This is a genomic window from Streptosporangium amethystogenes, assembly GCF_000721075.1.
Lineage (GTDB): Bacteria > Actinomycetota > Actinomycetes > Streptosporangiales > Streptosporangiaceae > Streptosporangium > Streptosporangium amethystogenes.
Genome location: NZ_JOEQ01000027.1, coordinates 67086 through 93339, shown reverse-complemented (window position 1 = coordinate 93339; position 26254 = coordinate 67086). Strand labels below are relative to the sequence as shown.

At 71.0% G+C, this 26254-nt stretch carries 19 protein-coding genes; 12 read left to right on the top strand and 7 right to left on the bottom strand.

The features are described from left to right. The first annotated feature begins 35 nt into the window (after nt 1-35). The 3 genes from IG98_RS0131180 (at nt 36) to IG98_RS0131170 (ending at nt 2698) form a co-directional block, all read left to right on the top strand. A complete protein-coding gene (locus IG98_RS0131180; RefSeq protein ID WP_030920289.1) occupies nt 36-281 on the top strand; it encodes a hypothetical protein in 246 nt (81 codons plus the stop codon). 252 nt (nt 282-533) lie between these two features. Then, nucleotides 534-1937, top strand: a complete 1404-nt coding sequence (sthA, locus tag IG98_RS0131175) for a Si-specific NAD(P)(+) transhydrogenase (RefSeq protein WP_030920286.1) — start codon at nt 534-536, stop codon at nt 1935-1937. 50 nt (nt 1938-1987) lie between these two features. Further along, nucleotides 1988-2698, top strand: a complete 711-nt coding sequence (locus IG98_RS0131170; RefSeq protein ID WP_030920283.1) for a VOC family protein — start codon at nt 1988-1990, stop codon at nt 2696-2698. A 142-nt stretch (nt 2699-2840) separates the two neighbouring features. Here the strand turns inward: IG98_RS0131170 and IG98_RS47520 are convergent, their stop codons facing one another. Both IG98_RS47520 and IG98_RS0131160 read right to left on the bottom strand, forming a co-directional pair. After that, entirely contained in the window at nt 2841-3554 is a 714-nt protein-coding gene (locus IG98_RS47520) for a DoxX family membrane protein (RefSeq protein WP_084195779.1), read from the bottom strand. Between the two features lie 79 nt (nt 3555-3633). Next, nucleotides 3634-5190: an MFS transporter gene (locus IG98_RS0131160; RefSeq protein ID WP_051753206.1), complete on the bottom strand. Its 1557-nt coding sequence runs from the start codon at nt 5188-5190 to the stop codon at nt 3634-3636. A 265-nt stretch (nt 5191-5455) separates the two neighbouring features. On the opposite strand from IG98_RS0131160, the gene IG98_RS0131155 reads away from it, so the two are divergent. The 6 genes from IG98_RS0131155 to IG98_RS0131130 all read left to right on the top strand — a co-directional run bounded on the left by IG98_RS0131155 (nt 5456) and on the right by IG98_RS0131130 (nt 16016). After that, nucleotides 5456-7318, top strand: a complete 1863-nt coding sequence (locus IG98_RS0131155; protein ID WP_245651791.1) for a tetratricopeptide repeat protein — start codon at nt 5456-5458, stop codon at nt 7316-7318. Between the two features lie 367 nt (nt 7319-7685). Then, entirely contained in the window at nt 7686-10049 is a 2364-nt protein-coding gene (locus IG98_RS0131150; RefSeq protein WP_030920273.1) for an AAA family ATPase, read from the top strand. A gap of 123 nt (nt 10050-10172) precedes the next feature. After that, nucleotides 10173-11156: an ABC transporter permease gene (locus IG98_RS0131145; RefSeq protein ID WP_030920271.1), complete on the top strand. Its 984-nt coding sequence runs from the start codon at nt 10173-10175 to the stop codon at nt 11154-11156. Between the two features lie 7 nt (nt 11157-11163). Continuing rightward, on the top strand, nt 11164-12072 hold the full coding sequence (locus IG98_RS0131140; protein ID WP_030920269.1) for an ABC transporter permease: 909 nt from the start codon (nt 11164-11166) through the stop codon (nt 12070-12072). Between the two features lie 106 nt (nt 12073-12178). Then, nucleotides 12179-14257, top strand: coding sequence for a dipeptide ABC transporter ATP-binding protein (locus tag IG98_RS0131135; protein WP_245651790.1), 2079 nt, complete (start codon nt 12179-12181; stop codon nt 14255-14257). Between the two features lie 52 nt (nt 14258-14309). Beyond that, nucleotides 14310-16016, top strand: coding sequence for an ABC transporter family substrate-binding protein (locus IG98_RS0131130; RefSeq protein WP_030920265.1), 1707 nt, complete (start codon nt 14310-14312; stop codon nt 16014-16016). A gap of 368 nt (nt 16017-16384) precedes the next feature. On the opposite strand, the gene IG98_RS0131125 is transcribed toward IG98_RS0131130, so the two are convergent. The 5 genes from IG98_RS0131125 to IG98_RS0131105 form a co-directional block, all read right to left on the bottom strand. Next, the gene (locus IG98_RS0131125; protein WP_030920263.1) at nt 16385-17275 is read right to left on the bottom strand and encodes a 5-oxoprolinase subunit C family protein; all 891 of its coding nucleotides are present in this window, start codon (nt 17273-17275) and stop codon (nt 16385-16387) included. Then, nucleotides 17272-17898 carry a 5-oxoprolinase subunit B family protein gene (locus tag IG98_RS0131120; protein WP_157594610.1) on the bottom strand — a complete coding sequence of 209 codons (627 nt, stop codon included), beginning with the start codon at nt 17896-17898 and terminating at the stop codon, nt 17272-17274. Before IG98_RS0131120 ends, IG98_RS0131125 begins: the two co-directional genes overlap by 4 nt. Then, on the bottom strand, nt 17895-18650 hold the full coding sequence (locus IG98_RS0131115) for a LamB/YcsF family protein (RefSeq protein ID WP_030920259.1): 756 nt from the start codon (nt 18648-18650) through the stop codon (nt 17895-17897). Before IG98_RS0131115 ends, IG98_RS0131120 begins: the two co-directional genes overlap by 4 nt. 7 nt (nt 18651-18657) lie before the next feature. Then, a complete protein-coding gene (locus IG98_RS0131110) occupies nt 18658-20169 on the bottom strand; it encodes a hypothetical protein (RefSeq protein ID WP_037971708.1) in 1512 nt (503 codons plus the stop codon). 207 nt (nt 20170-20376) lie between these two features. Next, nucleotides 20377-20565 (bottom strand): hypothetical protein, encoded by a 189-nt coding sequence (locus IG98_RS0131105; protein WP_386274015.1) that lies wholly within the window; start codon nt 20563-20565, stop codon nt 20377-20379. Nucleotides 20566-21164: 599 nt separating this feature from the next. Here IG98_RS0131105 and IG98_RS0131100 point away from each other — a divergent pair. The 3 genes from IG98_RS0131100 to IG98_RS0131090 all read left to right on the top strand — a co-directional run bounded on the left by IG98_RS0131100 (nt 21165) and on the right by IG98_RS0131090 (nt 26221). Further along, complete coding sequence (locus tag IG98_RS0131100) at nt 21165-23258, top strand: SpoIIE family protein phosphatase (protein WP_030920253.1); 2094 nt, start codon at nt 21165-21167, stop codon at nt 23256-23258. A 244-nt stretch (nt 23259-23502) separates the two neighbouring features. Continuing rightward, on the top strand, nt 23503-25146 hold the full coding sequence (locus tag IG98_RS0131095) for an RNA polymerase sigma factor (RefSeq protein ID WP_030920251.1): 1644 nt from the start codon (nt 23503-23505) through the stop codon (nt 25144-25146). Between the two features lie 154 nt (nt 25147-25300). Next, entirely contained in the window at nt 25301-26221 is a 921-nt protein-coding gene (locus IG98_RS0131090) for a hypothetical protein (RefSeq protein WP_245651789.1), read from the top strand. Nucleotides 26222-26254: the final 33 nt, after the last annotated feature.

The following is a 26254-nucleotide window of genomic DNA, read 5'->3' as shown; positions in this document are numbered from 1 at the left end:
TGCACCGGAAAAGCCACGATTTTTCGGGGGGAAACATGGCGACCTGTGAAACGTGCGGAAACGACTACGACATGAGCTTCGAGGTGCACACCCAGGGCAGGGTGCACGTCTTCGACAGCTTCGAGTGCGCGATCCAGCGGATGGCGCCGATCTGCGAGCACTGCGGGGTCCGCATCGTCGGACACGGCGTCGAGGCCGATCGGCGCTGGTTCTGCTGCGCCAACTGCGCACGCCAGGAAGGGGCGACCGCGATCGTGGACCATGTGGGGATGACGGTTTAGGCCGGTGACGACACGGGGCGGCGGCGTACGGCCGCCGCTGGGGGAGACGCTTGTCTGAGACGCGGTCACGGGGCGGGGTGCCGGTGCGCCGAGGCCGGAGGAGACGGCGGCCCGCGGCGGTGTTGACCAGGCCGTCACGGTCCGGGTTCACCCGGCAGGGGTGTCTTTCCCGGCCGGGGAGGCGAGAAGCCCCCGGTGGGCGCGGGATCACAAGTCTGGCTGAGATCGCCCGGTGCGTTCACACTGAGCCCTATGTGGGATTTTGATGTCATCGTTCTTGGTTCCGGGCCGGGTGGGCAGAAGGCCGCGATCGCCGCCGCGAAACTCGAACGGCGCGTCGCGCTCGTCGAGCGGCGCAACATGCTCGGCGGAGTGTGCATCAACACCGGCACCATCCCCTCCAAGACGCTGCGTGAGGCCGTCCTGCACCTGACCGGCCTCAACCAGCGCGGCATGTACGGCCAGAGCTACCGGGTGAAGGACGAGATCACCGCGGCCGACCTGGGCATCCGCACCCAGCACGTGATCGGCCGGGAGATCGACGTGATCCGCAGCCAGCTGTCGCGCAACCACGTGGCGGTGCTCAGCGGGATGGGCCACTTCGTCGACCCGCACACGGTCGGCGTCGTCGACGAGCACGGCCACGAGACCAAGGTCACCGCTGACAAGATCATTGTCGCCACGGGTACCCGGCCGGCCCGTCCCGACACCGTGGAGTTCGACGACCACACCATCATCGACTCGGACGGCATCCTGAAGCTGCAGGACATCCCCGACTCCATGGTGGTCGTCGGGGCCGGGGTGATCGGCATCGAGTACGCCTCGATGTTCGCCGCGCTGGGTACCAAGGTGACGGTGGTGGAGCGCCGCGACCGGATGCTCGACTTCTGTGACCTGGAGATCGTCGAGGCGCTCAAGTACCACCTGCGCGACCTGGCGGTGACCTTCCGCTTCGGTGAGACCGTCGCCGCCGTGGAGCGCCGCACCCGAGGGGCGCTGACCGTGCTGGAGAGCGGCAAGAGGATCCCCGCCGAGACGGTGATGTACTCGGCCGGCCGCCATGGCATGACCGACGAACTCGCGCTGGAGAACGCGGAGCTGGCCGCCGACGCCCGAGGCCGCATCCAGGTCGACGAGCACTACCGCACCACCGCGCCGCACATCTACGCCGTCGGCGACGTCATCGGCTTCCCGTCCCTGGCCGCCACCTCCATGGAGCAGGGCCGCATCGCCGCCCACCACGCCTGCGGGGAACCGCTGCGCGGTATCCACCACCTGCAGCCGATCGGCATCTACACCATCCCCGAGATCAGCTTCATCGGCCACACCGAGGACGAGCTGACCGCCTCCCACGTCCCCTTCGAGGTCGGCATCTCCCGCTACCGAGAGCTGGCCAGAGGCCAGATCATCGGTGACACCTACGGCATGCTCAAGCTCCTGGTCTCCCCGGAGACCCGTGCCCTGCTCGGCGTGCACGTCTTCGGCACCGGCGCCACCGAACTGCTCCACATCGGCCAGGCGGTCATGGGCTGCGGCGGCACCATCGACTACCTGGTCGACGCCGTCTTCAACTATCCCACCCTGGCCGAGTCCTACAAGGTCGCCGCCCTGGACGCGATGAACAAACTCCGCCGGGTGGCCCGCTTCGAGCTCTGAGTCCGCCGATGGGGTCCCGCGAGAGGGAGGGGCGCTGCGATCATGGCGGTATGACGCAGCAGGTTCCGGATGGTGACAAGAGGCTGAGCCGACGGGAGATCTCCGACGCTGTCGGCGATCTTGGGTGGCGCTACGTCCTGGACGTGGTGCGCACGTCGGTGGCCGTGGCATCGCCCGCGCGGGCGGTCGAGGTCGTCGCGCGCGCGGTGGCCGTGGCCGGTGCGGACGCCGAGCGAAGCCTGGAGATGGACGTCCGCCCCGGCCGGGTGGTCTTGACCCTGCGCTCACCGGTCACCGGCGCGGTGACGCCGGTCGAGGTCGAGCTCGCCGGTCGGATCTCCGCGGTCGTGGGCGAGCTCGGGCTGAGCACCGGCGCCGACGTGGGCGGCCAGGAGGTGCGGTCGGTCCAGGTCCTTGAGATCGCGATCGACGCGATCGACATCGCCGCCGTCCGCCCGTTCTGGAAGGCGGTGATGGGTTATCACGACGAGCCCGGAGCGTCCGGTGGCGAGGGCGCGCTGGTGGATCCCGTCGGGCAGGGGCCGGCGATCTGGTTCCAGCGGATGACCGCGCCCCGGCCGCAGCGCAACCGGATCCATCTCGACGTCTCGGTCCCCCACGACGAGGCGCCCCACCGGATCGAGGCCGCCCTCGCCTCGGGCGGGGTGCTGCTGTCCGACGTCTCGGCGCCCTCCTTCTGGGTGCTGGCGGACGTGGAGGGCAACGAGGCGTGCGTGACGACCTGGCAGGGAAGGGACTGACGGCCGACCGGTGTCAGGCCGGCGGTTCCGCGGCCATCTCCCGAGGTCGGCTGTGATGGTGCCGGGGTACCGTCCGTGCGACCGCGGTGAGTCGTGCGAGGGCCGGGCGTCCGGGATTCGTCCGCTCAGGTCCCGGAAGGGCTCAGCTTCCGGAGGGCTCGTCCTTCTTGCCCGCCACGAGGGTGTCGCCTGCCTTGCCGGAGGTGGGCGGCGCGGTGGGTGCGGTACCGGAGGAGGGCTTGCGGGTACGCGTGCGCGGACGGGCGGCGGCGGGGAACTCCGCGGTGTCGACGGTGCTCTCGGAGGTGGCCGGAGCGGGCTTGTCGGTGTCGGCGGGCTTCTTCCCCGCGGCGGGCAGGGCGGGCGCCGGAGGGGTCTCCGGCTCGCGCAGCGCGGCGATGACGTCGTCGGCCTCGCTCTCGGCGGCGAAGTCCTCGGCGGCCTCGGCCTCACGGCGCTTGATCACCACCATGTGGTCGACCGACAGGCGGCCCGCGCCGCCCACCGCCAGCAGGATGGAGGCGGCCCCGAGTGCCACGATCAGCTTGGCGTCGCCCCCGGTGAGCGGCAGGCCCGTCTCGCCACTGGCCAGTACGAACACGGCGAGGGCCTCGGCGAACAGCAGCAGCCCGCACGCGGGTACGGCGAGCCCGGCCACCAGCAGCGCGCCACCGATGAGTTCCGTCAGCATGGTGGTGGCGGCCCACACGCCCGGTGCGGGGGCACCCAGGGTGGTGAACTGCCCGGCGGTGGCGGTCAGGCCCGCTTCGAGCTTGTGCCAGCCGTTGGCGAAGAAGATCCCGCCCACCCCCAGCCTGGCGGCCAGGGAGGCAAGATCATGGAGGGTTCGTCGCACGGTTCCTCATTCTGGTTAGATTCACCGTTCCTGCCCAGGCTTGACCGATAGATGACCGAGCGAGGACCTTCCAAACCCCTCAAGAGGAGTTACTCCCCTCTCCGTCTTTCTCGGGGCGGTGGGGTACCAGGAGCAGCACGGCCAGTGCGGTGAAGCCGAGCAGGAGCACACTCACCACGATCGTCGTGTGCAGGCCCGCGACGAACGCGACGCGGGCCGCGGAGAGCAGTGCGTCTCCCACGCCGCCGCCGATCTCCCGTGCCATGTGCGCGGCGGAGGCGAGCGACTGGCGGGCCTGGTGCATCGTCTCGGGAGCGACGCCGGGGACCGGGCCCAGCGAGGGGGCGTACACGACCGTGGTGATCGTGCCGAGCACCGCGACCCCGAGACCGGCACCCAGCTCGTAGGCGGTCTCCTCGATCGCGGCGGCGCCGCCCGCGTGCGACTCGGGCGCGGCCGACATGATGGTGTCGGAGGCGGCCAGCAGGGTGACCTGGATGCCGAAGCCGATACCGACGAAGCAGAACGTCAGGGCCACCGGATGTCCCTCGGTGCCCCAGGCCAGGGTGGGGGCGAGGGACAGGGCGGTCAGCGCCAGCCCGCCGCTCATCGTGGCGCGCAGTCCGAACCACCGAAGCAGCCGAGCCCCGGCCAGGCCACCCGCGATCGCGGCGATCATGAGCGGGAGCATCCGTACGGCCGCCTCGAGCGGGCTGTCGCCGAGGACCAGCTGGAGGTACTGGGCGAGCATGAGCTCCAGTCCGACCAGGGCGAAGACGGTCAGCAGCACGCCGCCCACCCCGGCGCAGAACGCCCGTCGCCGGAACAGCTCCAGGTCGAGCAGGGGGAAGGCCAGTCGCCGCTGTCTGCGGACGAACCAGGTCAGCAGCCAGACCCCGCACAGCAGGACCGCCACCCCGCCGAGATGCCCGGCGCCCGTCTCCTTCAGGCCGAAGGCCACACCGAGGATGCCCAATACCGACAGCAGCGCGCTGAGCGCGTCCCACGGCTGGTCGGAGCGTCTCGGGATCTCGGGAAGAAGCCTGATCGCGGCGGGCAGCAGGACCATCAGGATGGGGACGTTGATCAGGAAGACGGCGCCCCACCAGAACTTCTCGACGAGCAGCCCGCCGATGAGCGGGCCGACCGCGGCCCCGGCCGCCGCCACCGCGCTCCACACGCCCAGCGCGATCGCCCGCTCGTGCCGGTCGGTGAAGACCTGCCGGATGATGGAGAGGGTGGCGGGCATGATCATGGCACCGCCGACGCCGAGCAGTGCTCGCGCCGAGATCAGCGTGAGCGGGGTCGGGGCGAACGCGGCCGCCGCCGAGGCGATGCCGAAGACCACGTATCCGGCCAGCACCAGCCGTTTGCGACCGTGGCGGTCACCGAGCGTGCCAAAGGTCAGCAGCAGCGGCGCGACCACCAGCGAGTAGACGTCGATGATCCACAGCAGCTCCACGGAGGTCGGCTCCAGGGCCGCCGTCAGCGTGGGCACCGCGATGTGCAGCACCGTGGCGTCCACCGCGATCAGCAGCAGGCTGAAGCAGAGCAGGGCGAGGATCGACCACCGGCTGGCCCCAGGTGCCGGTGAGCCGCCGTCCCCACCCCTGGCTTTGGCCATGATGGTGGTCATGGGCCGCTCAGGAATTGTCAGCCTGGACGAACATACGTCGCAGCCTAGGCGAAGTGCGGCAGTGCGCGGGGTGGCATTCGATGATGGATTTACATGGATATGTGTACCTTGTCGCTCGGGGTCGATCGACAGTCCGTGTTTCCGGTGACACTGTGAGTGACCTCTCTAGAGAGATACAGGCATATACCGTTATCTAGGCAAATGGTGATCTCCCACGGACCATGGCGATCGTGGGGAGTCAGCGTGAGGCCCGTGAACCGCTGTGGTGAGCGGGTTCGGCGGGCACGACTCGGCCCCGGTGTCGCCGCCCCGAGATCCCGACGACCCCCGGCAGTGGTGTGCCGTGGCCGCCGCGTTGCTGGGCCGTGACCATCCCGAGGCCGCGCTGGAGGCCGCCCGCAGGGCGCTGGACCTCGACCCCCGGTCCGAGTCGGGAGCCGACTGGGGATACCGCCTCGCCAGTCTCGCATTCGAGCGGCTCGGCCGCGACGCGGAGGCCGTGGCCGCCGCCGAGGAGGCGGTGCGCCTCGCGCCGGGCTCCTGGGCCGCGCGGATGCGCCTGGGGGCGGCGCTGCGCAGGGTGCCGGGCCGCTGGCGCGAGTCGCGGGCACAGGCGGCCAGGGCCGTCCGCTACGCGCCGGAGGAGCCGGACCCGCATGTCCTCATCGGTGACCTCGCGCTGCTGCGCGGTGAGTACCCCCGCGCGCGGGCCGCCTACCGCGACGCGCTGCGCCGCCTGCCCGACCATCCCGGCGCCAGGATCAACCTCGGCCTGACCTGGCTGCGCTGGGAGCGCCCACGTGCCCACCACGACCCCGCCTGGCCGGTCGACCCCCGCGAGACGGGCCGGGCCAGGCGCGCCCTGGAGACATGGTCGCGGCAGATCCGCCTCCTGCTGGCCGTCGCCCTCGTCGCGGTCTGCGCGGCGGAGTTCGGGTTCGGCCTGGCAGGCGTGGCGAGGATCGGGGGCGGGCTGGTGCCGCTCGCCGTCCTGGTGATCACCCTCAGACAGGCGCACCGGGTCGGGCTCTGGTCGTACGTGCCCGGCATGCTCGCCCGCGACCTCTGGCTCGGCACGTCGATCCTGATCACCCTGGTCGTCGTGGCCGCGTACGTCGCGGTCGTCGCCACCCTCCCATCGGAGGTCCCACCGCTCCTGGCCGGACCGCCGCCGGACGCCACGGGGGTGCTCTGGGCGGGCCTCGCCGGGCTGGTGCTCCTCAACGGCGCCGTACTGCTCGTCCTGCGCGTGCTCGTCGAGGCCTGGCGCGGGCGGCCGGTCAGGGCACTGACCGAGTTCGCCGCGGCCGGTGGCGACCGTACGGCCCGGCGGGACGTCAACGTGACCCTCTGGCTGGTGGCGGGCCGGGCCTGGTCGGTGCCGGTGGCGGTGGTGCTGGCGGCGGAGGTCCTGGGCGAACGGCGTTGGGCGCTCGCCGCGCTCGCCGTGCCGCTCGTGCTCGGCTGGGCGTACCGCGGGGCCGGTCCCGCCCTGGGCCTCGGCAGGGTGCTGGCGGCGGACCGCGGGCTGGCGGTGGCGCTGGCCCTGTCCGCCGCGGCGGCGCTTCTGCTCGGCATGGCGGCCGCGGTCACCACGCTCGGGCTCGCGCAGGCGGGTGAGTGGGCCTGGCGGGCCGGAACCGCGCTGCCGGCCGTCTCGTCGGCGGTGTTCGCCACGAGGTCGGTGCGGGCGTGGTGGCGGGGTGCGCCGGGTCCCTGGCGCGCCTCGCTGGTCATGTGCGACGGCTGCGGCGGCCGCCTGCCCGGCGATGCCTCCCCGCCGGTGGGGCTCAGCGGGGAGGTGCGCGCGGCCTTCACCTACGCGCGGGGGGTGGTGCTCGCCTACGCCGACCCCAGCGGCCCGCGCGCGCTGGCCGTCGGCGCGGTCAGTTCGGTCGGCCCGAGCGGCGAGTTGCGCCTGATCGCGGCCTCCGACGCGTGGGAGGCCGCCGAGCGCGACCCCAGGGTGGCGGTCTTCGTCGCGGACCAGCAGGGCCGCGGCCTCTGGGCCGAGGTGCGCGGCATCGCGATCGGCGACACCGAGGCCGACCTGCTGAGGGTCACCCCCAAGCAGGTCGTGGTCGGCGAGTATCCCGGCCGGCACCAGGGCCGTGCCCGCCGAGGCTGAGCCGCCCCCGGAAAGAGCGGCCACGCCGGGCGCGGGCGGCCGTCGGGAGCGCGGACCGCCTTGCCCGGCGGTGATATTCCCATGCCCGTCACCTGGCCGGTTCCCCGGGTAGGACGGGCGCGGGGGCCGGGTACTCCCACCAGGCGGGAACACCGGCGCGAACCACCGCGCGCGGGGCGCGGAGGCGGCACAGGGAAGGGTGTGGCCACCGGTGCGGCACCGGTCGGAGCTTGCCACCTCGAACGTGGATTTCATCCATTGTCGTCCACATATCTGATCGTGCCCGCGCGGCGGCGTGGCGCGACGCTCAGGCACGCGCAAACGTCCTCCCGGTGCGGTATAACCGGGGGCGGACCGGGGAGGCGTGATGCGGGAATCCAGCAGGGCCCAGCCGGCGGGGCGCGCGGCCGCACGGGATCTGTTCGAGCGGGTGCGGCTGGGCTACTTCCGGCTCTCGCCGCCTCTGCGCAGGCTGATCTACGTCGCGGTACTGGTCGGAGCGGTCGGGCTGGCGTTCGGCCTTGGTTGGTCGGTGCTCAACACGCTCTTCGTCACGCTGACGCTGCTCGGCTTCGCGGCGCTGACCCTGAGCTTTCCCCGCGCCGCGGCCACCCTGCTCGTGGTGCTCGCCTGGCTGTCGGCGCTGATGATCTTCCAGGGCGCCTCCGGCTGGAACTCGCCGGTCCCGACCGCGCTGATGATCCTCGCCCCCCTGGTGGCCGGCGCGGCCCACCTCATCCGCTGGGTCACCCCGTGGGTGAGCACGGCCATGGCACTGGTGCCCGCCGGACTGGTGGCCGTGCTGCTCGGCGCGGTCATCCCCGGGCTCGCGCCGGTCACCGCCATCTGGGTCGCGTACGCGGTGGCGGCCGGGGTGCTCGTCCAGCGCCTCCTCCAGGCCCGCCGGGTGCGGGCGGGGCTGACGGCGGGGGAGCGGAGCCAGGCCGGGCTCAGGGGCCGCGGGGGCGGTCTCCCCGCACCCGCCGCGGTGGCCGACGAGCGGGAGGCGCCGCCGCCCATCTCGGTGGAGGAGGCGCTCGGAGAGCTGGACGCCATGATCGGCCTGGCCCCGGTGAAGGAACAGGTGCGTTCGATCGCCGCCTCGATCGAGGCGGCCAGGTTACGCAGAGAGGCCGGATACTCCACCGAGCCGCCGATGCGGCACTTCGTGTTCGTCGGCCCTCCGGGCACCGGCAAGACCAGCGTGGCCAGGACCGTCGCGAAGATCTTCTACGCCTTCGGCCTGCTGGAGACCCCCTATGTGGTCGAGGCCCAGCGGGCCGACCTGGTGGGGGAGTTCCTCGGCGCCACCGCGATCAAGACGAACGAGTTGGTCGACCGGGCGCTCGGCGGGGTGCTCTTCATCGACGAGGCGTACAGCCTGATCAACTCCGGTGACGGCCAGCCGGACAGGTTCGGCGCGGAGGCCGTGCAGACCCTGCTCAAGCGGGCCGAGGACGACCGCGACCGGCTGGTCGTCATCCTGGCCGGATACGAGAAGGAGATGGCCACCTTCCTGTCGTCCAACCCCGGCCTGTCCAGCCGGTTCGCAAGCCGGGTCCGCTTCCCCAGCTACGCTCCCGATGAGCTGCTCCAGATCACCGAGCTGCTGCAGAGGCGCCGGGGCGATCGGATGTCACCGGAGGCCGCGCCCGCGCTGCTCGCCCGATTCGAGGACATCCACCGGCGCTCGATAGTCGACGACCTGGGCAACGCCCGGTTCGTCCGCAGCCTCGTGGAGGCCGCCGCGCAGGCCAGGGACGTGCGCGTGGTGGGGGCGGGTGGCGCGCCCACCACCGAGGACCTGGTCACCACGGTTCTGGGGGATGTCGTCAAGGCCTTTGACGAGCTCACCGCCCGCTACCGGGGCTACCAGGCCGCGCCCTCCCTTGAGGAGGCGCTGGCCGACCTCGACCGCATGGCGGGTCTCGAACCGGTCAAACGGCAGGTGCACGCGATCGCCGCGCAGCTCAGAGTGGCCAAGATGCGTCAGGAGCGGGGGCTGCCGACCCCGCCGCAGATGCGGCACTTCGTCTTCGCCGGGCCGCCGGGCACCGGAAAGACCACGGTGGCCCGCATCCTGGGCCGTATCTTCGCCGCGCTCGGCCTGCTCTCCCAGCCCGACGTGGTGGAGGCCCAGCGGGCCGACCTGGTCGGCCAGCACCTCGGCGCCACCGCGATCAAGACGAACGAGCTGGTCGATCGGGCGCTCGGCGGGGTGCTCTTCGTCGACGAGGCCTACGGCCTGGTCAACTCCGGCTACAGCGGGGGCGACGCCTTCGGCACCGAGGCCGTGCAGACGCTGCTCAAGCGGGCCGAGGACGACCGCGACCGGCTGGTGATCATCCTGGCCGGATACGAGCGGGAGATGAACACCTTCCTGGCGTCCAATCCCGGCCTGGGCAGCAGGTTCAGCCAGCGGGTGCGGTTTCCCTCGTACTCCGCCGAGGAGCTCACCGAGATCGCGGTGCTGCTCGCCGACTCCTCGGGTGACAGGTTCGACGACGCCGCCCGGCGTGACCTGGCCGAGGTCTTCGCCTGGGTCTGCGACGAGGGCCTGATCGACGGCCTGGGCAACGGCCGGTTCGCTCGCTCGCTCTTCGAGCGCGCGGCGATGCGCAGGGACGTCCGCCTGGCCGCCCTGGGCGGCACCACCGCCACCGCCGCCGACCTGACCACCATCACCAGCGTTGACCTGCGCGCCGCCGTGGACGAACTCTCCGGAAAGTGATTCCGGGTCCGACCGGCGCCATCGTCCACCGAGATCCCTCCGATTCGGTACGCTATGCAGCCCATCGGTTGCCGAGTGTAGCAAGATGGTCACCGACAGCGGTGGGGCTCCGGAGGAGGAAAGATGGCGGGATTCCTTGCCCGCAGGCTGCTCAACTACCTGGTGCTGATCGTCGTGGCCACCAGCCTCGCCTACATGCTGGCCGCCTCCGCGCTCGACCCGCGATCCAACTACGAGGGCCGCAACCCGCCGATCCCCCCCGCGGTCGTCGACGCCCGCCTCACCGACCTCAACCTCAACGACCGCACCCCGCTCTTCGAGCGCTACCTGACCTGGGCGGGCGCCCTGGCGCACGGCGACTTCGGCAGGACGGTGGCCGGCGGCTCGGTCGGCGACGACCTCGGGCGCCGGATCGGCGTCACCCTGCGCCTGATCACGGTCGGGCTTCTCGTCGGCAGCGTCACCGGAGTGCTGGTCGGCGCCTACGCCGCGGTCAAGCAGTACGGCGCCTTCGACCGGCTCTCGACGGCTCTCTCCTTCGTCGTCCTCGCGGTCCCCACGGTGGTGCTGGCCAACATCCTGATCATCGCCGCGGTCCGGTTCAACGAGGCCGTCGGCGCCCAGATCCTCCTCGTCAGCGGAGAGGCGACCCCCGGGCTCCAGGGCGGGTTCGCCGCCGCCGGGATCGACCGGATCCAGCATCTGCTGCTGCCCACGCTGTCGCTCTCGCTCGGCCTGGCCGCCGTCTACAGCCGCTACCAGCGCAACATGATGCTCGATGTGCTCGGCGCCGACTTCATCCGCACGGCCATGGCCAAGGGGCTGAGCCGCCGTGCCGCGCTGACCCGGCACGCGCTGCGCACCGCGCTGATCCCGGCGGTCACCTACTTCGCCTTCACCTTCGGGGCGCTGCTGGTCGGCACCACCTTCACCGAGAAGATCTTCGGCTGGCACGGCGTGGGAGAGCAGCTGGTCGACTCGATCTCCACCAACGACATCAACACCGTCGCCGCGATCAGCTGCTTCGCCGCGCTGGCGGTGCTGCTGGCCGCGTTGGCCTCCGACGTGCTCCACGCCGTCCTCGACCCGCGCGTCCGGGTGGGGTGAGCCGGAGATGACCATCGCCGAGGAGGAGCTCACCGAGCAGCGGGCGTCCGTGGACAGGATCAAGGCGCCCTCACGGCTGCGGGTGGTCATGGGCCGCCTCCTGCGCTCGGGCCGGGGCCGGACCGGTTCCGTGCTGCTCGCGCTGATCTTCCTGCTGGCCTTCGCCGGCCCCTACCTCACCCGCTGGACCTACACCGCCAAGGACTTCACGGCCTTTCTCGCGCCGCCGTCGACCGAGCACTGGTGGGGGACCCTGCAGACCGGCGCCGACGTGTACGCGGTCACGCTGCGCGGCACGCGCAGGTCCCTGGTCGTCGGCCTGCTCGCCGCGGTGGTCGGCACCGCGCTCGCGGCCGTGGTGGGGGCCTTCGCCGGATACTTCGGAAGCTGGACCGACCGTTCGCTGACCTGGGTGACCGACCTGCTGCTCGTGCTCCCCGCCTTCCTGATCCTGGCGATCATGTCCCCGCTCTTCGCCGGGGGACAGTGGCCGATGTTCGTGCTGGTGCTGGCGCTCTTCCTCTGGATGGTGACCTCGAAGATCGTCCGGAGCATGACCATCTCGCTCAGGGAACGGGAGTTCATCCAGGCGGCCAGGTTCATGGGCGTGCCGCCGACAAGAATCATCTTCCGACACATCATTCCCAACATGTCCTCGCTGCTGGTCGTCGACGCCACGCTGAACGTCAGCGCCGCGATCCTCACCGAGACGTCCCTCTCCTACTTCGGCTTCGGCATCCAGCCGCCGGACGTCTCGCTGGGCAGCCTCATCGCGGACGGCGCCCAGACGGCGCTCTACGCCCCCTGGACGTTCTGGTTCTGCGCGGGCCTGCTGATCGTCACCGTGCTCGCGGTGAACCTGGTCGGCGACTCCCTGCGCGACGCCTTCGACCCCACGGCCCGCAGGAGTGGGTGAGCGGATGACAAGCGAGCGAACCGCGGACGCGAGATCCCGGAACGGCCGGACCGGCGGGCACGGCTCCGGGGCCGCGCCTCTGCCGTTGAGGGCAGGGAGCGACCCCGTGCCCGCCGACCCCGTGCTCGAGGTACGCGACCTCGACATCACCTTCGGCCGGGGCCCCGGCGCGGTCCGCGCGGTTCGGGGGATGGGGTACGCGGTCCGTCCGGGCGAGGTGCTCGGGATCGTCGGCGAGTCCGGCTCCGGCAAGTCGGTCACCTCGCTGGCCGTGATGGGCCTGCTCCCGCCGCACGCCCACGTCACCGGGTCGGTGCGGCTACGCGGACAGGAGATTCTGGGCGCCCCGGAGAGGACACTCACCGCGTTCCGCGGCAGGACCGTCTCGATGGTCTTCCAAGACCCGCTCTCCGCGCTCACCCCCGTCTACCGGGTCGGCGACCAGATCGCCGAGGCGGTCCGCGTCCACCAACGGATCGGCGCCGCGCAGGCCGCCAGGCGCGCCGTCGAACTACTCGACCTGGTCGGCATCCCCAACGCGGCGCAGCGCGCCAGGGCGTTCCCGCACGAGTTCTCCGGCGGCATGCGCCAGCGCGCGGTGATCGCGATGGCGATCGCCAACGACCCCGACGTGATCCTGTGCGACGAACCGACCACCGCGCTCGACGTGACCATCCAGGCTCAGGTGCTGGAGGTGCTGAAGACGGCGCAGCGGGAGACGGGCGCGGCGATCGTCATCATCACCCACGATTTGGGGGTGGTGGCCGGGTTCGCCGACCGGGTTCTCGTCATGTACGCCGGGCGCCCCGTCGAGGTCGGCTCGGTGGACGAGGTCTACTACCGCACCCGCATGCCTTACACCATGGGCCTGCTCGGTTCGATCCCGCGCCTTGACCGCGGCCGGGAGCAGCCGCTGGTGCCCATCGAGGGCAGCCCGCCGTCACCGGCGGCGCTGCCGCCGGGCTGCCCGTTCGAGCCGCGCTGCCCGATCGCCGTCCCGGCGTGCGCCGAGTCCGAGCCCGAGCCGGTACGGGTGGGCTCGCCCGGCCACCTCGCGGCGTGCGTACGCTCCGGCGAGATCGAGGCGGAGGGGTGGTCACCCGCCCAGATCTACGGCATGCGTGCCGTCGCCTCCACCGCCGACACCGCCGTCCGTGGGGAGCGGCCACGGCCGCGTGGCGAGCGTGACCTGGTCCTGGCCGTCGACGGCCTGGTCAAGCACTATCCCCTGACGAAGGGAACGCTCCTGCGGCGGCGGGTCGGCACGGTCCGCGCGGTGGACGGTGTCAGCTTCGACATCCGGGAGGGGGAGACGCTCGGCCTGGTCGGAGAGTCGGGCTGCGGCAAGACGACCACCCTGATGGAGATCCTCGAACTGGCCGCACCGCAGGGCGGCGGGATCACGGTGCTGGGCCATGACACCGCACGGATGAGCGCCCGTGACCGGATGGCCGTCCGGCGCGACATGCAGGTCGTCTTTCAGGACCCGCTGGCCTCGCTCGACCCGAGGATGACCGTCCACGACATCCTCGCCGAGCCGCTGCGCGCGCACGGCGGCCGTGAGGTGGGCCCGAGGGTCCGCGAACTGCTCGGCATGGTCGGCTTGGAGGCCGGCCATGCCGCCCGCTATCCGCAGGACTTCTCCGGGGGGCAGCGTCAGCGCATCGGCATCGCCCGCGCCCTCGCCCTGGAGCCCCGGCTGGTCGTGCTGGACGAGCCGGTCTCGGCGCTCGACGTGTCCATCCAGGCCGGGGTGCTCAACCTGCTGGAGGAGCTGAGGACCCGCCTGGGTCTGTCGTACCTGCTCGTGGCGCACGACCTGGCCGTGGTCCGGCACATCGCGGACCGGGTCGCGGTCATGTATCTCGGCAGGATCGCCGAGATCGGGCAGGCCGACCGGGTGTACGACGCTCCGATGCATCCCTACACGCGGGCACTGCTGTCGGCCGTCCCGCTGCCGGATCCGGTCATGGAACGGTCCAGAAGGCGGATCCTGCTGGAGGGAGACCTGCCCAGCCCGGCCGACCCCCCCTCCGGCTGCCGCTTCCGCACCCGCTGTCCCCTGTTCAGATCCCTCGACGAGGCCGTCAGAAGGCGTTGCGTGGAGGAGGAACCGCAGGTACGCCGGCTCGGAGACGACCACGGAGTGTCGTGCCACTTCGCCGAGAGGCTCGGCGCCGAATGATCCAGCCGAGTGCCCTTCTGTTCGCCCAGTCGTATCCTCCGGGAGGAAAACAGTGACATCGATCCGGTGCGTGGGCGCGCTCGCCACCGTGCTGGCCGTGGTCCTGGCGGTCTCGCCGACTCTGACCGGCTGTGGTGGCGGGGGCGGGACGGGGAGCGGGTCCACCTCGGCGATCAAGGCCTACGACGTCAACCCCGTCGCCCGCGACCGGGTCGTGGACGGGGGGGTGCTCCGCTGGGGGCTCGGCGAGTATCCGGCCAACTGGAACCTCAACCACGTCGACGGCAACCTGGCGACGGTCAAGAAGGTCATGGACGCCCTCATGCCCTCGCCGTTCCGCTCCGACGCCAAGGGGCAGATCTCCCCGAACACCGACTACCTGTCGGCGGGCAGGGTCACCTCGGACGGCCCCAAGCAGGTCGTCACCCTGACCCTCGACCCGCGTGCCAGGTGGTCCGACGGCACCCCGATCACCTGGGAGGACTACCGGGCCCAGTGGCAGGCGATGAACGGTCGCAACGGCGACTACCGGGTGGCCGGCACCACCGGCTACCAGGACATCGAGAAGGTGACCAGGGGCAAGGACGACCACCAGGTCGTGGTGACCTTCGCCAAACCCTTCGGCGACTGGCAGTCGCTGTTCGCGCCGCTGTACCCCCGAAGCACCAATGCCACCCCCGAGGCGTTCAACAACGCCTGGCTGAATCGCATCCCGGTGACCGCCGGCCCGTTCAGGTTCGTCGCGTTCGATCCGACCGCCAAGACCGTCACCATCGCCAGGGACGACCGCTGGTGGGGAGAGCGGGCCAAGCTGGACCAGATCATCTACCGTTCCCTGGAGAGCGACGCACTGGTCGGGGCCTTCAGCAACGGTGAGCTCGACACCTTCGACATCGGTCCGTCCGCGCCCGACTACGCGCGCGTCAAGGCCACCCCGGGCGCGATCGTGCGGCAGGCGGCCGGGCCCGACTTCCGGCACATCACGATGAACGGCGAGAGTGCCCTGCTGTCCGACCGGAGGGTACGCAGGGCCGTGGCGATGGGGATCAACCGCCAGGCCATCGCCCAGTCCGACCTTCAGGGCCTCGACTGGCCGATCGTCCTGCTGAACAACCACTTCTTCATGAACACCCAGGAGGGCTACCAGGACAACGCCGGCGAGATCGGTACTTACAACCCCGGTCAGGCCGGGCGGGAACTGGACGCCGCGGGCTGGAAGCTGGAGGGGCGGATCAGAAGGAAGGACGGCAGGGAGCTGAACCTGCGCTTCGTCCTGCCGTCCAGCCTGCAGCTCACCAAGTCCGAGGCCGAACTCGTCCAGGACATGCTCGCTCAGATCGGTGTCGGGGTCACTCTCCAGTCGGTACCCACCGATGACTACTTCACCAAATACATAATTCCCGGCAATTACGACATCACGGCCTTCGCATACATGGGCACGCCGTTTCCCGTCTCCAGCGCCTACGGTCAGTACGCCGACGCCACCAGGCGCCCGGACGACACCGGGCAGTGGAACGCCAACCTCGGCCGCATCGGCTCCCCGCAGATCGACGCCGCCATGAACAAGGCGACCGCCGCCCTCGCCCCTGGCCGGGCCATCGCCGATACCAACGCCGCCGACAAGCTCATCTGGCAGGCGGTCAACGTGGTGACGCTCTACCAGCGACCGCAGAACGTCGCGGTCAAGAGCACGGTCGCCAACTTCGGCGCCCGCGGCTTCTACGACCTGAGGTACCAGGACATCGGCTTCACCCGGTGACCCGCGGCCCGGTTGGGCGGAGCCTCTCACGGTCCTCGGGCGGCTGAACACCCGAAGGAGCCCGGAGGCACCCGACAGCGGGACAGGCGCGCTTTCTGTCGGGGGCGGAGTGTGGAGATGGGCCGTGGTCGTCTCGGCCACCTGGCCCCAGGTACTCGCGTGGCGGTTGAAGCGGCAGTTCGTGGACCCGGCAGACGGGCCGGACGCGGTCTCCGTCGTGCGCAGGCTCACCGGGGTGCAGGCACAGGTGGCCTCCTCCGCCGGCCTGGCGGTGCCCGCCGCGGCCCTCGCCGCCGAGACCGAGCGGGTGTCCGAGCTGCTGCGCCAGCCGTCACAACCGGGGCTTCCGTGTTCGAATGAGAAGCGGTTCAGCCGCGGCGGAAGCGTACCCGGTCGCCGGGGCGGAGCTGGGCGGCCCTGGCGAGGCTCGCCGGGGTCAGCACGGCGATGACCGGGTAGCCGCCGGTCGGCGGGTGGTCGGCGAGGAACACGATCGGCTGGCCGCTGGGCGGCACCTGGACGGCCCCGGCCACCATGCCCTCGCTGGGCAGTTCCTCGTCCAGGGCCCGTTTCAGGCGGGCGCCGCGCATTCGCACGCCCACCCGGTTACTGTCCTGGCCGACCTCGTACGGCTCCGCGCAGAGGGTGGTCAGGGCTCCGGGGACGAACCAGTCCTCCCGGGGACCCGGCAGGACGAGCAGGACGCCCGCTCCGAGCCCCGGCGAGGGCGCCGCGTCCACGATGATCGGCGGCAGGCCGCTCGTCGGTCCGATGGGCAGGACCGTTCCGGTACGAAGCGGGGGAGGGCCGAGCCCGGACAGCGAGTCGGCCGACCGGCTCCCCATCGTGACGGGTGTGTCGAGGCCCCCACGGACGGCGATGTAGGTGCGCAGGCCGGTTTCCGGCGTCCCGGTGCGCAGTTCGCCGCCCGCGGGCACCCAGAAAGGCGCGCACATCCCCTGTGGGACCGGCTCACCGGGAGCCGCGTCGTCCGGGGCGGTCCCGCGCGGTCGCAGGAGCTCCAGAGGGCAGGCGGCCCCGGTGACGGCGACCCAGGTCCCGGTGGTGAAGCGCAGCCGGGCGCCGCCGAAGGTCAGCTCGATCCCCGCGGCGCCCTCCGGGTTGCCGATCAGGCGGTTGGCCAGCCGCAGGCTCGGCTCGTCCGCGGCACCCGAGCGGGGCACTCCGAGATGGGCGTACCCGGGCCGGCCAAGGTCCTGCACGGTGGCGTACGGCCCCGGCGCGATCACCTCGATCATGGCTCGCCGACCGCCAGGAAACGCACCCGAGTCCCCGGTGTGAGCAGGGCGGGCGGCTCGGCGGTCACGTCCCAGACCGCCGTCGTGGAGCGGCCGAGCAGTCGCCACCCGCCGGGGGAGGCCGAGGGGTAGACCGCCGAGTAGGGGCCGGCGACCGCCACGGATCCGGCGGGCACCGAGGTTCGCGGGGTGGCCAGCCGTGGGACGCGCAGCGCGGGGTCCAGCCCGGTGAGGTAGGCGAACCCGGGGGCGAAGCCCAGCCAGCCCACCACCAGCTCCCGCCCGGTGTGCCGCTCGACCACCTCTCCGGGGGAGAGGCCGCTCAGCGCGGCCACCTCGTCGAGATCCGCGCCGTCGTACACGACGGGGATGGTCACCGGCGGTGCCGGCACGGCGCTACCCGCGTCGATCGTGGACCCCGTCTCCAGCAGGTGGAGGAGCCGGTCCCGCAGGCGTGTCAGGTCGGCCCCCGGCGCGGTGACGAGGACCGTGGCGGGGCCGGGCACGATCTCCACCACCCCGGCCGGCCGATCGGCCCGTAGCAGGGTGTCCAGCCGGTGGGAGATCTCCAGCGAGCCGGTCTCCACCAGCAGCGACCATTCCCCGGCCCGCCGGATCCTCACGTGAAGGACCTCAGCGTCACCCCGGCGTCCACCAGGCCGTCGCGGACGGCCCGGGCCATCAGCACCGCGCCGGGGGTGTCGCCGTGGACGCAGATCGAACGCGCCTCGACGGGGACCAGCGAGCCGTCCACCGCCTCGACCACGCCCTCGGTCACCATCCGCACCATACGGGCGGCGACCGTACCGGGGTCGTGCAGCACGGCGCCGGGGGAGCGGCGGGAGAGCAGCGTTCCGGCACCGGTGTAGGTGCGGTCGGCGAAGGCCTCGACGACCGTGGTGACCTCCTCCCGGGCGGCGATCTCGTGGACGGCGGAGCCGGGAAGGGTCAACAGCGGCAGGTCCCGGTCGTAGTCGGCCACCGCCGCCACGATGGCTCCGGCCTGCTCGGGGTCACGGCAGATCCGGTTGTACAGCGCGCCGTGCGGCTTGACGTAGGAGACCCGGCCGCCCATCGCCCTGGCGATGCCGTCCACCGCACCCAGTTGGTAGAGCACCTCGGCGCAGAGCTCCTCCGGGTCGACGTCCATCTCACGGCGGCCGAACCCGGCCAGGTCCCGGTAGGACACCTGGGCACCGATCGCGACCCCCCGGTCGATCGCCGCCGCGCATGTACGGCGAATGGTCAGCGGATCACCCGCGTGGAACCCACAGGCGATGTTGGCGCTGGTCACCAGTTCGAGCAGGGCCTCGTCCTCGCCCAGCCGCCAGATCCCGAAACCCTCGCCCAGATCGGCGTTGAGATCGATCACCATGACTCACCTACACCGGAGGCTCGTCGGGAATGTCCGCGATGTCGTCGAGGGCGATGGCCAGCTCCTCGGGGTCGTCGCCGATACGCTCGGCGATCTCGATCAGCACGTGCAGCACGTCGTGCCGGTCGTGGCCCAGGTCCAGCAGCCGCTGCGCGGCCTCCCAGAGCTGCGGTGGATCGCCCTCCCACAGCCGGGCGGCGATCTCCTCGTGCCAGGCGAGATGCTCGTCGTGGCCGGGCCGGGTGAGCTCGCCCGCGTGGTCGATGCCCAGCAGGATCCGCCGGTCGGTGTCGTCCGCGGGGTTGAGCAGGCCGAGTTGGATCTCGCCGTGCGTGCCCTGCAGGAAAGGGAACGCGAACACCCGCCTGGCCAGCGCCGACAGGTCGCCGTCCGGCAGTAGCCGGTCGAGCAGGTCGCGGTCGAGCCCGAAGGTCGTTGGATCGCGGTAGGACTCGGCGAACTTGCCCGTCGCCTCCCAGACCGCGTCGAGGGTGGCTCGCAGCCCCTCGTCCGGCAGCCCGGTCCGGCCGGCGGCAAAACGCGCCCAGGCACCCAGCACGTGCGGCACCGCCTCCTGCTCGGCGGTGCTGAGCATCACCTTGCGCGGCAGCCAGTCGAGCAGGAAGGTCTCGCACTTGGTCGGGCTGACCCGTAGTGGACGGCCGAAATCCTGGTCGCAGCCGTAGTCGATGATGTGATCGGCGCATCGGGAGGCCGCGGAGGGGTCGGAAAGGTGCTCGGCCGCGTCCGAGGAGAGGAACTCGGCGGCCAGCATCGCCCGGCGGTCGCGGCTGTAGGGGGCCTCGCTGTGCAGCGGGGCCGGCCGCTTCCGGCCGGGCGGCAGCGCCTTGATCCGGGACCTGGCGAAGGCGTGGTAGGCGCTGTAGCTGTCGCTGACCGGCGCGGCCGTCCTGCGGTGGCCGTACTCGGCGGTGGCCTTCATGGCCGATTCGAGCAGGGCCCTGGCCTGTTGCGGCTCGATCTGGCCGAACCTGAGCATCGGGTTGTCCTCGGCCTCGGCCCGGGCCTGTTCCAGCAGCTTGTCGACGTGCGAGGAGACCCAGGCGTCACGGGCGATGCCGCGCATGTTGTAGTCGACGATCATGACCAGCGCATGCCGGTCCTCACCGCTGTCGGCGCCCCGGTAGCCGAAGGTGCACACCACCGTGTCCTGGTCGCCGTAGGCGTCCCGGGAGACGAAGCAGCCGGTCGTCTTGACCGCGCCCAGCCGGTCGGCCCAGCGGGGCCTGGCCACACCGCGCTCCATGAGCGCCAGCGCGGCGCCCTCCGCCTTGGCGGCCTGGCGGGCCGTGCCGAGGTAGGCCAGCGCGATCAGCAGGGTGAGCGCGGCGGGCGAGCCGGCCTTGGCCGCGTAGTCGACCAGGCCCTCGCCGAGGACCTGTTCGGCGTCCCCGCGTTTCAGCCGGCGCCCCCACCAGGCTCCGACCATGTCGGAGACCATGAGTTCGGCGTCCAGCGGGCTGCGTACGGCCAGCAGCTCGCGAGCGGCGAGCAACATCTCGGAGAAGACCGCCTCAGGGGACTGGCTCTCCCTGGGGTCTCGACGGTGTCGCCGGCTCAAGCAGTCTCAGCCTCCCCCGTCGGCCGCGTGAGCCCATCGCGGTCGTCGCCGTGCGGATCGGCCCGCTCGCTTCGCTCGCTCACGTCCCAACCTTCTCGCAATCCCGGTCCAAACGGTGCGTAGAGACGGCCGGGTTCCCCGATGCTACCGGGGACCGCGGGGCGGCGGCGCGGAGTTGACAAGGGCGAGCAGATGCTCGCGGGCGACACGCTCGACGACCTCGGGCGTCGCCTCGATGCCGAGGTGCTCCGCGCAGGCACAGACCTCTGCCACGCACCTGCCGACGGTCTCGACGGGCACGGTCAGGAACTCGGCGGCCAGGTGAGACGTCACCGGCTCGTGATAAGTCGTTGAAGGCCCGGTGGAGCGGGTGGCAAGAACGGGCATGGATGTCGCATTCCTCCGGAGTTTCCCGGGAGCATCCCCCGGATGTGTCGGCGGGGACGTGCGTTCTCATTCCACAACTTATCTCGGGAGTGTCAACCCTCGGCACCCTGATATGGGAAGCTGGCCCCGTATCTTGACTGAATCCTGCAACAGCGGAGTAAGTGATTGTCCCCGAAGAGGGAGCCGAATTGACGGCGAGTCAGTAGCCTGATCTCGCCTGCAAGCCCGACGGAGATGAGGTGGGCAGTTGCCGGGACGGTCCGGCGCGATCCTGCTAGGGTCCTGGCCGCAAACGTTCGAAGGCGCAACGCCGACTGGTCGCCGCCCGTACGGGAGTTCCGGCGTGTCGGCCCGGGGATCCCGGCCATCGGAGCGGTGGCGTTCCCGGGGTGTGCTGACCGCATCTTGGGCGGGGCTTCCGTCCGCCCCTGCCCATCGCCGATGATGTACTCCAGGATCCGGTCCCCCGGAGCCGCGCTACGCCAATTCGCAAGTTTGGAGATGTGCCTCGTGGGAGACCCTGGCACGCGACGGAGGTGCCGACCATGAGCGCCGAAACCTCCGTGCCCCGTCCCCGGGAGTCGGGTGTGGACATCTCAGACTCCGGCCTGCTGCAGGGCCTGCTGTCACAGTCGCCGTTCGCCTTCGCGTTCTTCGACCCCCAAGGTCGCTTCGAGCGTGTCGACGAGGTCTTCGCCGGCGTGGTCGGCCTGCCCGCCGAGCGCCTGGTCGGCCGGGCCCCCGGTGAGTTGCTCTCCGCCGACCTGACGGCCCTGATCGAGGGCTCGGTGCGGAGCATGGTCTCGGGAGCCTCGGTCGACGTCGACCAGCGGATCCGGGTGCGCACCGCCGGTGGCGAGACCCACCACTGGTCGCTGACCTTCTCCCCGATCCATGACGACAAGGGCACATTGCGCGCGATCTGCCTGGTCGGCGTCGACATCACCGACAGCAGGCAGGTCGAGGAGGATCTCAGGCGCAGCGAGGAGCGATACCGCTCGCTGGTCGAGGCCCAGTCCCAGCTGGTCTGGATCACCGCGCCCAACGGCGTGGTGGAGGAGGACGCGCCGCAGTGGCGGGCCATCACCGGCCAGGGGCTGGAGGAGTACCTGACCCACGGCTGGCTGGAGGCCGTCCACCCGGACGATCGCCCGCACACCGAGGAGGCCTGGCGTGAGGCGCTGCGTGGCCGGATCATGTTCGAGTGGAGCTACCGGGTCCGCACCCGGGCCAGCGGCTACCGGCACTTCGAGGTGCGCGCCGTCCCGATCATCCGGCACAACCGGGTCGTCGAATGGGTGGGAGCCAACACCGATGTCACCCCGCAGCGCGAGGCCGAGGAGATGCGGGGCCGCCTGACCGACCAGCTCGGCGCCGCGGCCCTGCGGACCGCGCGCCTGCAGGGCGCCACGGCGCTGCTCGCCGAGGCGCTCACCGTCGAGCAGGTGGTCCAGGTCATCATCGACGTGGGTCGTACGGCGCTGGCCGCCGACCGGTCGGCCGTGGCGCTGCTCGACGTCGACCGGGCCGCGCTGAAGCTGGTCAACAGCGGCGGCATCCCCGATGTTCCGGGGGCGCCCGGCGAGGAGATCCCGCTGTCACACTCCAGCGTGATGACCATGGCGGTCAACAGCCGGCGCCCGGTCTTCGCCGAGTCGCCGGACAGCCTGCGGTCCCAACTGGTCGACGCGGGCGGCGATGACGACAGCGTCACCGGTTTCATCGCCCACAGCGACGAGCGGGCCTGGGTGGGCCTGCCGCTGCTGGCCGCGGGTCGTGCGCTCGGGGCACTGAGATTCTCCTTCACCCGCCCGCAGAAGATCTCCCAGGAGGACGGGGTGTTCCTGGAGGCGCTCGCGGGACAGTGCGCCCTCGCCGTGGAGCGGGCCACCCTGTTCGAGCGCGAGCACCGCACCGCCGAGACGCTCCAGCGCAGCCTGCTGCCTGATCGCCTGCCGGTGGTCAGGGGGTTGGTCCTCGCCCAGCGGTTTCGCTCGGGGAGCCGCCATGTGCAGGTCGGCGGTGACTGGTACGACGCGTTCGTGCTCCAGGACGGCCGGGTCGCGGCGGTGGTCGGCGACGTCATGGGCAAGGGCGTCAAGGCCGCGGCGGGGATGGGCCGCATCCGCAATGCCATGCGGGCACTGGCGTTGACCAACCCGCCGCCTGCGGCGGTCCTCACCGGCCTCGACCGGGTCTTCGAGGCGACCGAGGAGGAGGAGCAGGTCACGACCCTCGCCTACATGGTCGTCGAGCCCGGCACCGGAGAGGGCACGCTGGCGCTGGCCGGTCACCCGCCGCCCCTGCTGGTCTCCCCCGAGGGCGTGCCGATACTGTGTGACGGCGAGCCGGGCACCCCGCTGGGCTGGCCCACGAGTCGCAGGCAGTTCAGGTTCTGTGTCCCGCCGGGCCACACCGCCGTCCTGTATTCGGACGGTCTGGTGGAGAACCGGAAGCGTGGTCTGGATGCCGGACTCGCTGATCTTTGCTCTGTTGTGACCGAAGCGCCGGCCGAAGTGGTTGGAAGCCCTCACATGTTGCTAGATTTCCTTGTCGACCGGATGTTGTCTGGATATGAGCAGGATGACGACGTCACGGTGCTCGCGATTCACGTTCCAGCCGCCACGAAGAGTGACTGAATGAAACAGTCATAACGGTTGCTTTCGGGTATCGGTGCCTCGCTTCCGTACGCACTACTCTCTTGGTCGGCCTAGGGTGGAGGGCAACCGCCAGGAGGCGGCCGTATGGATCACGGTGTCATGCCACAATGCTGGACAGGTGCGTCGCGGTTCGCGCGGCCTCGCTAACCACAACTAGAGGTAGAAGTGCCCCTAGTTGGGCATCTGGGTCCATTCTCGTCTCGCTTTCCTTCGAGAGGTGTTCGTGTCGCCTGCAAGTTCGACTCGCTCGAAGCCATCCGAGCTGAACGAGCCCGTCATTCAGCAGCTGATGGAGCGGGGGCGCTCGCAGGGGTTCCTCGAGTCCGAGGATGTCCGCAAGGCCGTCGAGGAAGCGGACATTCCGATGGCGCAGGTCGCTGGAATCCTGCGAAGCCTCAGCAAAGAGGGCATCACCGTACGGCTGACTGCCGAGGACTCCGCGGCTCCCAAGAAGTCCCGCACTCCGGCCAAGCGCCGCACTGCCCCGGCCGCGCCCGCCGCCGTCAAGAAGACCAAGACCGCCGCGGCGGCCAAGGAGCAGCCGGAGACCGTCACCGCGGTCGTCGGTGGTTCCGAGCCCGCGGCAGCGGCCAAGAAGCCCGCCCCCGCGGCCAAGAGGCCCGCGGCGCCGGCCAAGAAAGTCGCCCCGGCCGCCAAGAAGCCGGTTCCGGCCCCGCCGAAGAAGGCCGGTCCCGAGGTGGCCGCTCCGGCTGCCGAGTCGAAGTCGCTCGCCGGCGATGACGACGAGGTCATCGAGCTCGAGGACGTCGAGCTTGAGGACTTCGACCTGGAGGCCGTCGCCGAGGTCGAGGTCGAGGTCGAGGTGGAAGCCGAGGCCGAGACCGAGACCGAGGAGGAGCCCAAGGCCGAGGCCGTCGAGGTCAACGAGGACGAGGTCCTCATCCTTTCCGATGACGACGATGACGCCCCGGTGCCGCAGGTCGCCGCCGCCGGTGCCACCGCCGACCCGGTCAAGGACTACCTCAAGCAGATCGGCAAGGTCCCCCTGCTCAACGCGGAGCAGGAGGTCGAGCTCGCAAAGCGGATCGAGGCCGGTCTGTTCGCCGAGGAGCAGCTGGGAACCGATGGTGAGAGGCTCCCGGTCGACGTCCGCGCCGAGCTGGAGTGGATCGCCGAGGACGGCCGCCGGGCCAAGAACCACCTGTTGGAGGCCAACCTCCGGCTCGTGGTCTCGCTGGCCAAGCGTTACACCGGCCGCGGCATGCTCTTCCTGGACCTGATCCAGGAGGGCAACCTGGGCCTGATCCGCGCGGTGGAGAAGTTCGACTACACCAAGGGCTACAAGTTCTCCACCTACGCCACCTGGTGGATCCGCCAGGCGATCACCCGAGCCATGGCCGACCAGGCGCGGACCATCCGCATTCCGGTCCACATGGTCGAAGTGATCAACAAGCTGGCCCGCGTCCAGCGGCAGATGCTTCAGGACCTGGGGCGCGAGCCCACTCCCGAGGAGTTGGCCCGCGAGCTCGACATGACCCCCGAGAAGGTCGTCGAGGTCCAGAAGTACGGTCGCGAGCCGATCTCCCTGCACACCCCGCTGGGTGAGGAGGGGGACAGCGAGTTCGGTGACCTCATCGAGGACTCCGAGGCCATCGTCCCCGCCGACGCGGTCAGCTTCACGCTCCTGCAGGAGCAGCTCCATTCCGTTCTGGACACGTTGTCCGAGCGCGAGGCGGGCGTGGTCTCGATGCGTTTCGGCCTGACCGACGGCCAGCCGAAGACGCTGGACGAGATCGGCAAGGTTTACGGGGTGACGCGCGAGCGCATCCGGCAGATCGAGTCCAAGACCATGTCCAAGCTCCGCCACCCGTCTCGGTCGCAGGTCCTGCGCGACTACCTTGACTGAGATTCTCTGACAGAGGGCCCGCACTGTCCGGTGCGGGCCCTACGTCATTAACGCCGGTGTAACAGGTCGGTAGCACAGGGTGTGAAACGAACTTCTAGGCTCCCGCCTCATGGGTGTGGCCGAAGTTGACAGGATTCGCGCCCGGAGGCTGCGGGTGATCGTCGATCGTCCGTGGGCGGACGTGATGCTCGACGACGCGGTCGCCGCGGTGCGCCGGAGGGTGTTCGAGAGCGGTAGGTTCACGCTCGGCGCGGCCCGAGGTGATCCGGAGAGGCGCGCGCTCAGGGTCGAGGCGCTGGCCAGGGCGGCAGTCGGTCACAGTGGCGCCATTGAGGCGCTGGCGCTCCATGACCGGACCAACCCCGACCTGTGGCTCTGGCTCGGGCGTACCCGCATTGAGGAAGCCTGGACGATCAAGCCGGATGTCAAGGCCCGGGCCGTGCAGGCGCAGCGTCTGCAGGCGTTCCAGGCGGCGATGGAGAGAGCCAGGCAGCCGCTTTTCACCGCGGCGGCGCTCGTGCCGTCCGATCCGGTGCCCTGGGAGTCGATCATGTGGCTCTATCTCGGCCTCGACCGGCCGCGTCAGGAGAAGGACGCGGTCTGGTTTGAAGCCGTTCGCCGTTATCCGACGCTGTTCCCGGCCAATGTGGCCAGGCTCATGACGTTGTCCCCGGCCTGGGGCGGCAGCGCCCAGGAGATGCTGGAGTTCGCCAGGCAGGCCGTGTCGCAGGCGCCCGACGGGGACCCGATGGCGGCCCTGCTGCCGCTGGCGCACTTCGAGCAGGTGGCCGCCGAGCGGTCACCGATGTCACGCGGAGGCTGGTTCTCGGACGGAGCGCTGCGCGAGATCGTCTCGCACGCGGGCCGCTGGCTGGGCGGCGACAGCCATCCACGATCGATAGAGGCGCACAACCTGTTCGGGGCCGCCTTTTACCTGGCCGACCTGCGCAGGCCCGCGCGTGGACACCTGACACGTACGGGGGGCAGGGTCAGCCGGCTGCCGTGGTCCTATCTGGGTGATCCCGCTCAGCAGTTCGAGCGGGCCTGTGGGCGGCTCCGCCTTGTCCCGGCGTGAACCGGGTCCGTCAGGTCTTGGTGTGGGGCTATA

Bases quoted from the DNA above. Each gene is read 5' to 3' on its own strand.
- IG98_RS0131145 (WP_030920271.1), top strand. From the start codon at position 10,173: ATGGCGGGATTCCTTGCCCGCAGGCTGCTCAACTACCTGGTGCTGATC.
- IG98_RS0131170 (WP_030920283.1), top strand. From the start codon at position 1,988: ATGACGCAGCAGGTTCCGGATGGTGACAAGAGGCTGAGCCGACGGGAG.
- IG98_RS0131160 (WP_051753206.1), bottom strand. From the start codon at position 5,190: ATGACCACCATCATGGCCAAAGCCAGGGGTGGGGACGGCGGCTCACCG.
- IG98_RS0131180 (WP_030920289.1), top strand. From the start codon at position 36: ATGGCGACCTGTGAAACGTGCGGAAACGACTACGACATGAGCTTCGAG.
- IG98_RS0131140 (WP_030920269.1), top strand. From the start codon at position 11,164: ATGACCATCGCCGAGGAGGAGCTCACCGAGCAGCGGGCGTCCGTGGAC.
- sthA (WP_030920286.1), top strand. From the start codon at position 534: ATGTGGGATTTTGATGTCATCGTTCTTGGTTCCGGGCCGGGTGGGCAG.
- IG98_RS0131100 (WP_030920253.1), top strand. From the start codon at position 21,165: ATGAGCGCCGAAACCTCCGTGCCCCGTCCCCGGGAGTCGGGTGTGGAC.
- IG98_RS0131150 (WP_030920273.1), top strand. From the start codon at position 7,686: ATGCGGGAATCCAGCAGGGCCCAGCCGGCGGGGCGCGCGGCCGCACGG.
- IG98_RS0131110 (WP_037971708.1), bottom strand. From the start codon at position 20,169: ATGTTGCTCGCCGCTCGCGAGCTGCTGGCCGTACGCAGCCCGCTGGAC.
- IG98_RS0131115 (WP_030920259.1), bottom strand. From the start codon at position 18,650: ATGGTGATCGATCTCAACGCCGATCTGGGCGAGGGTTTCGGGATCTGG.
- IG98_RS0131125 (WP_030920263.1), bottom strand. From the start codon at position 17,275: ATGATCGAGGTGATCGCGCCGGGGCCGTACGCCACCGTGCAGGACCTT.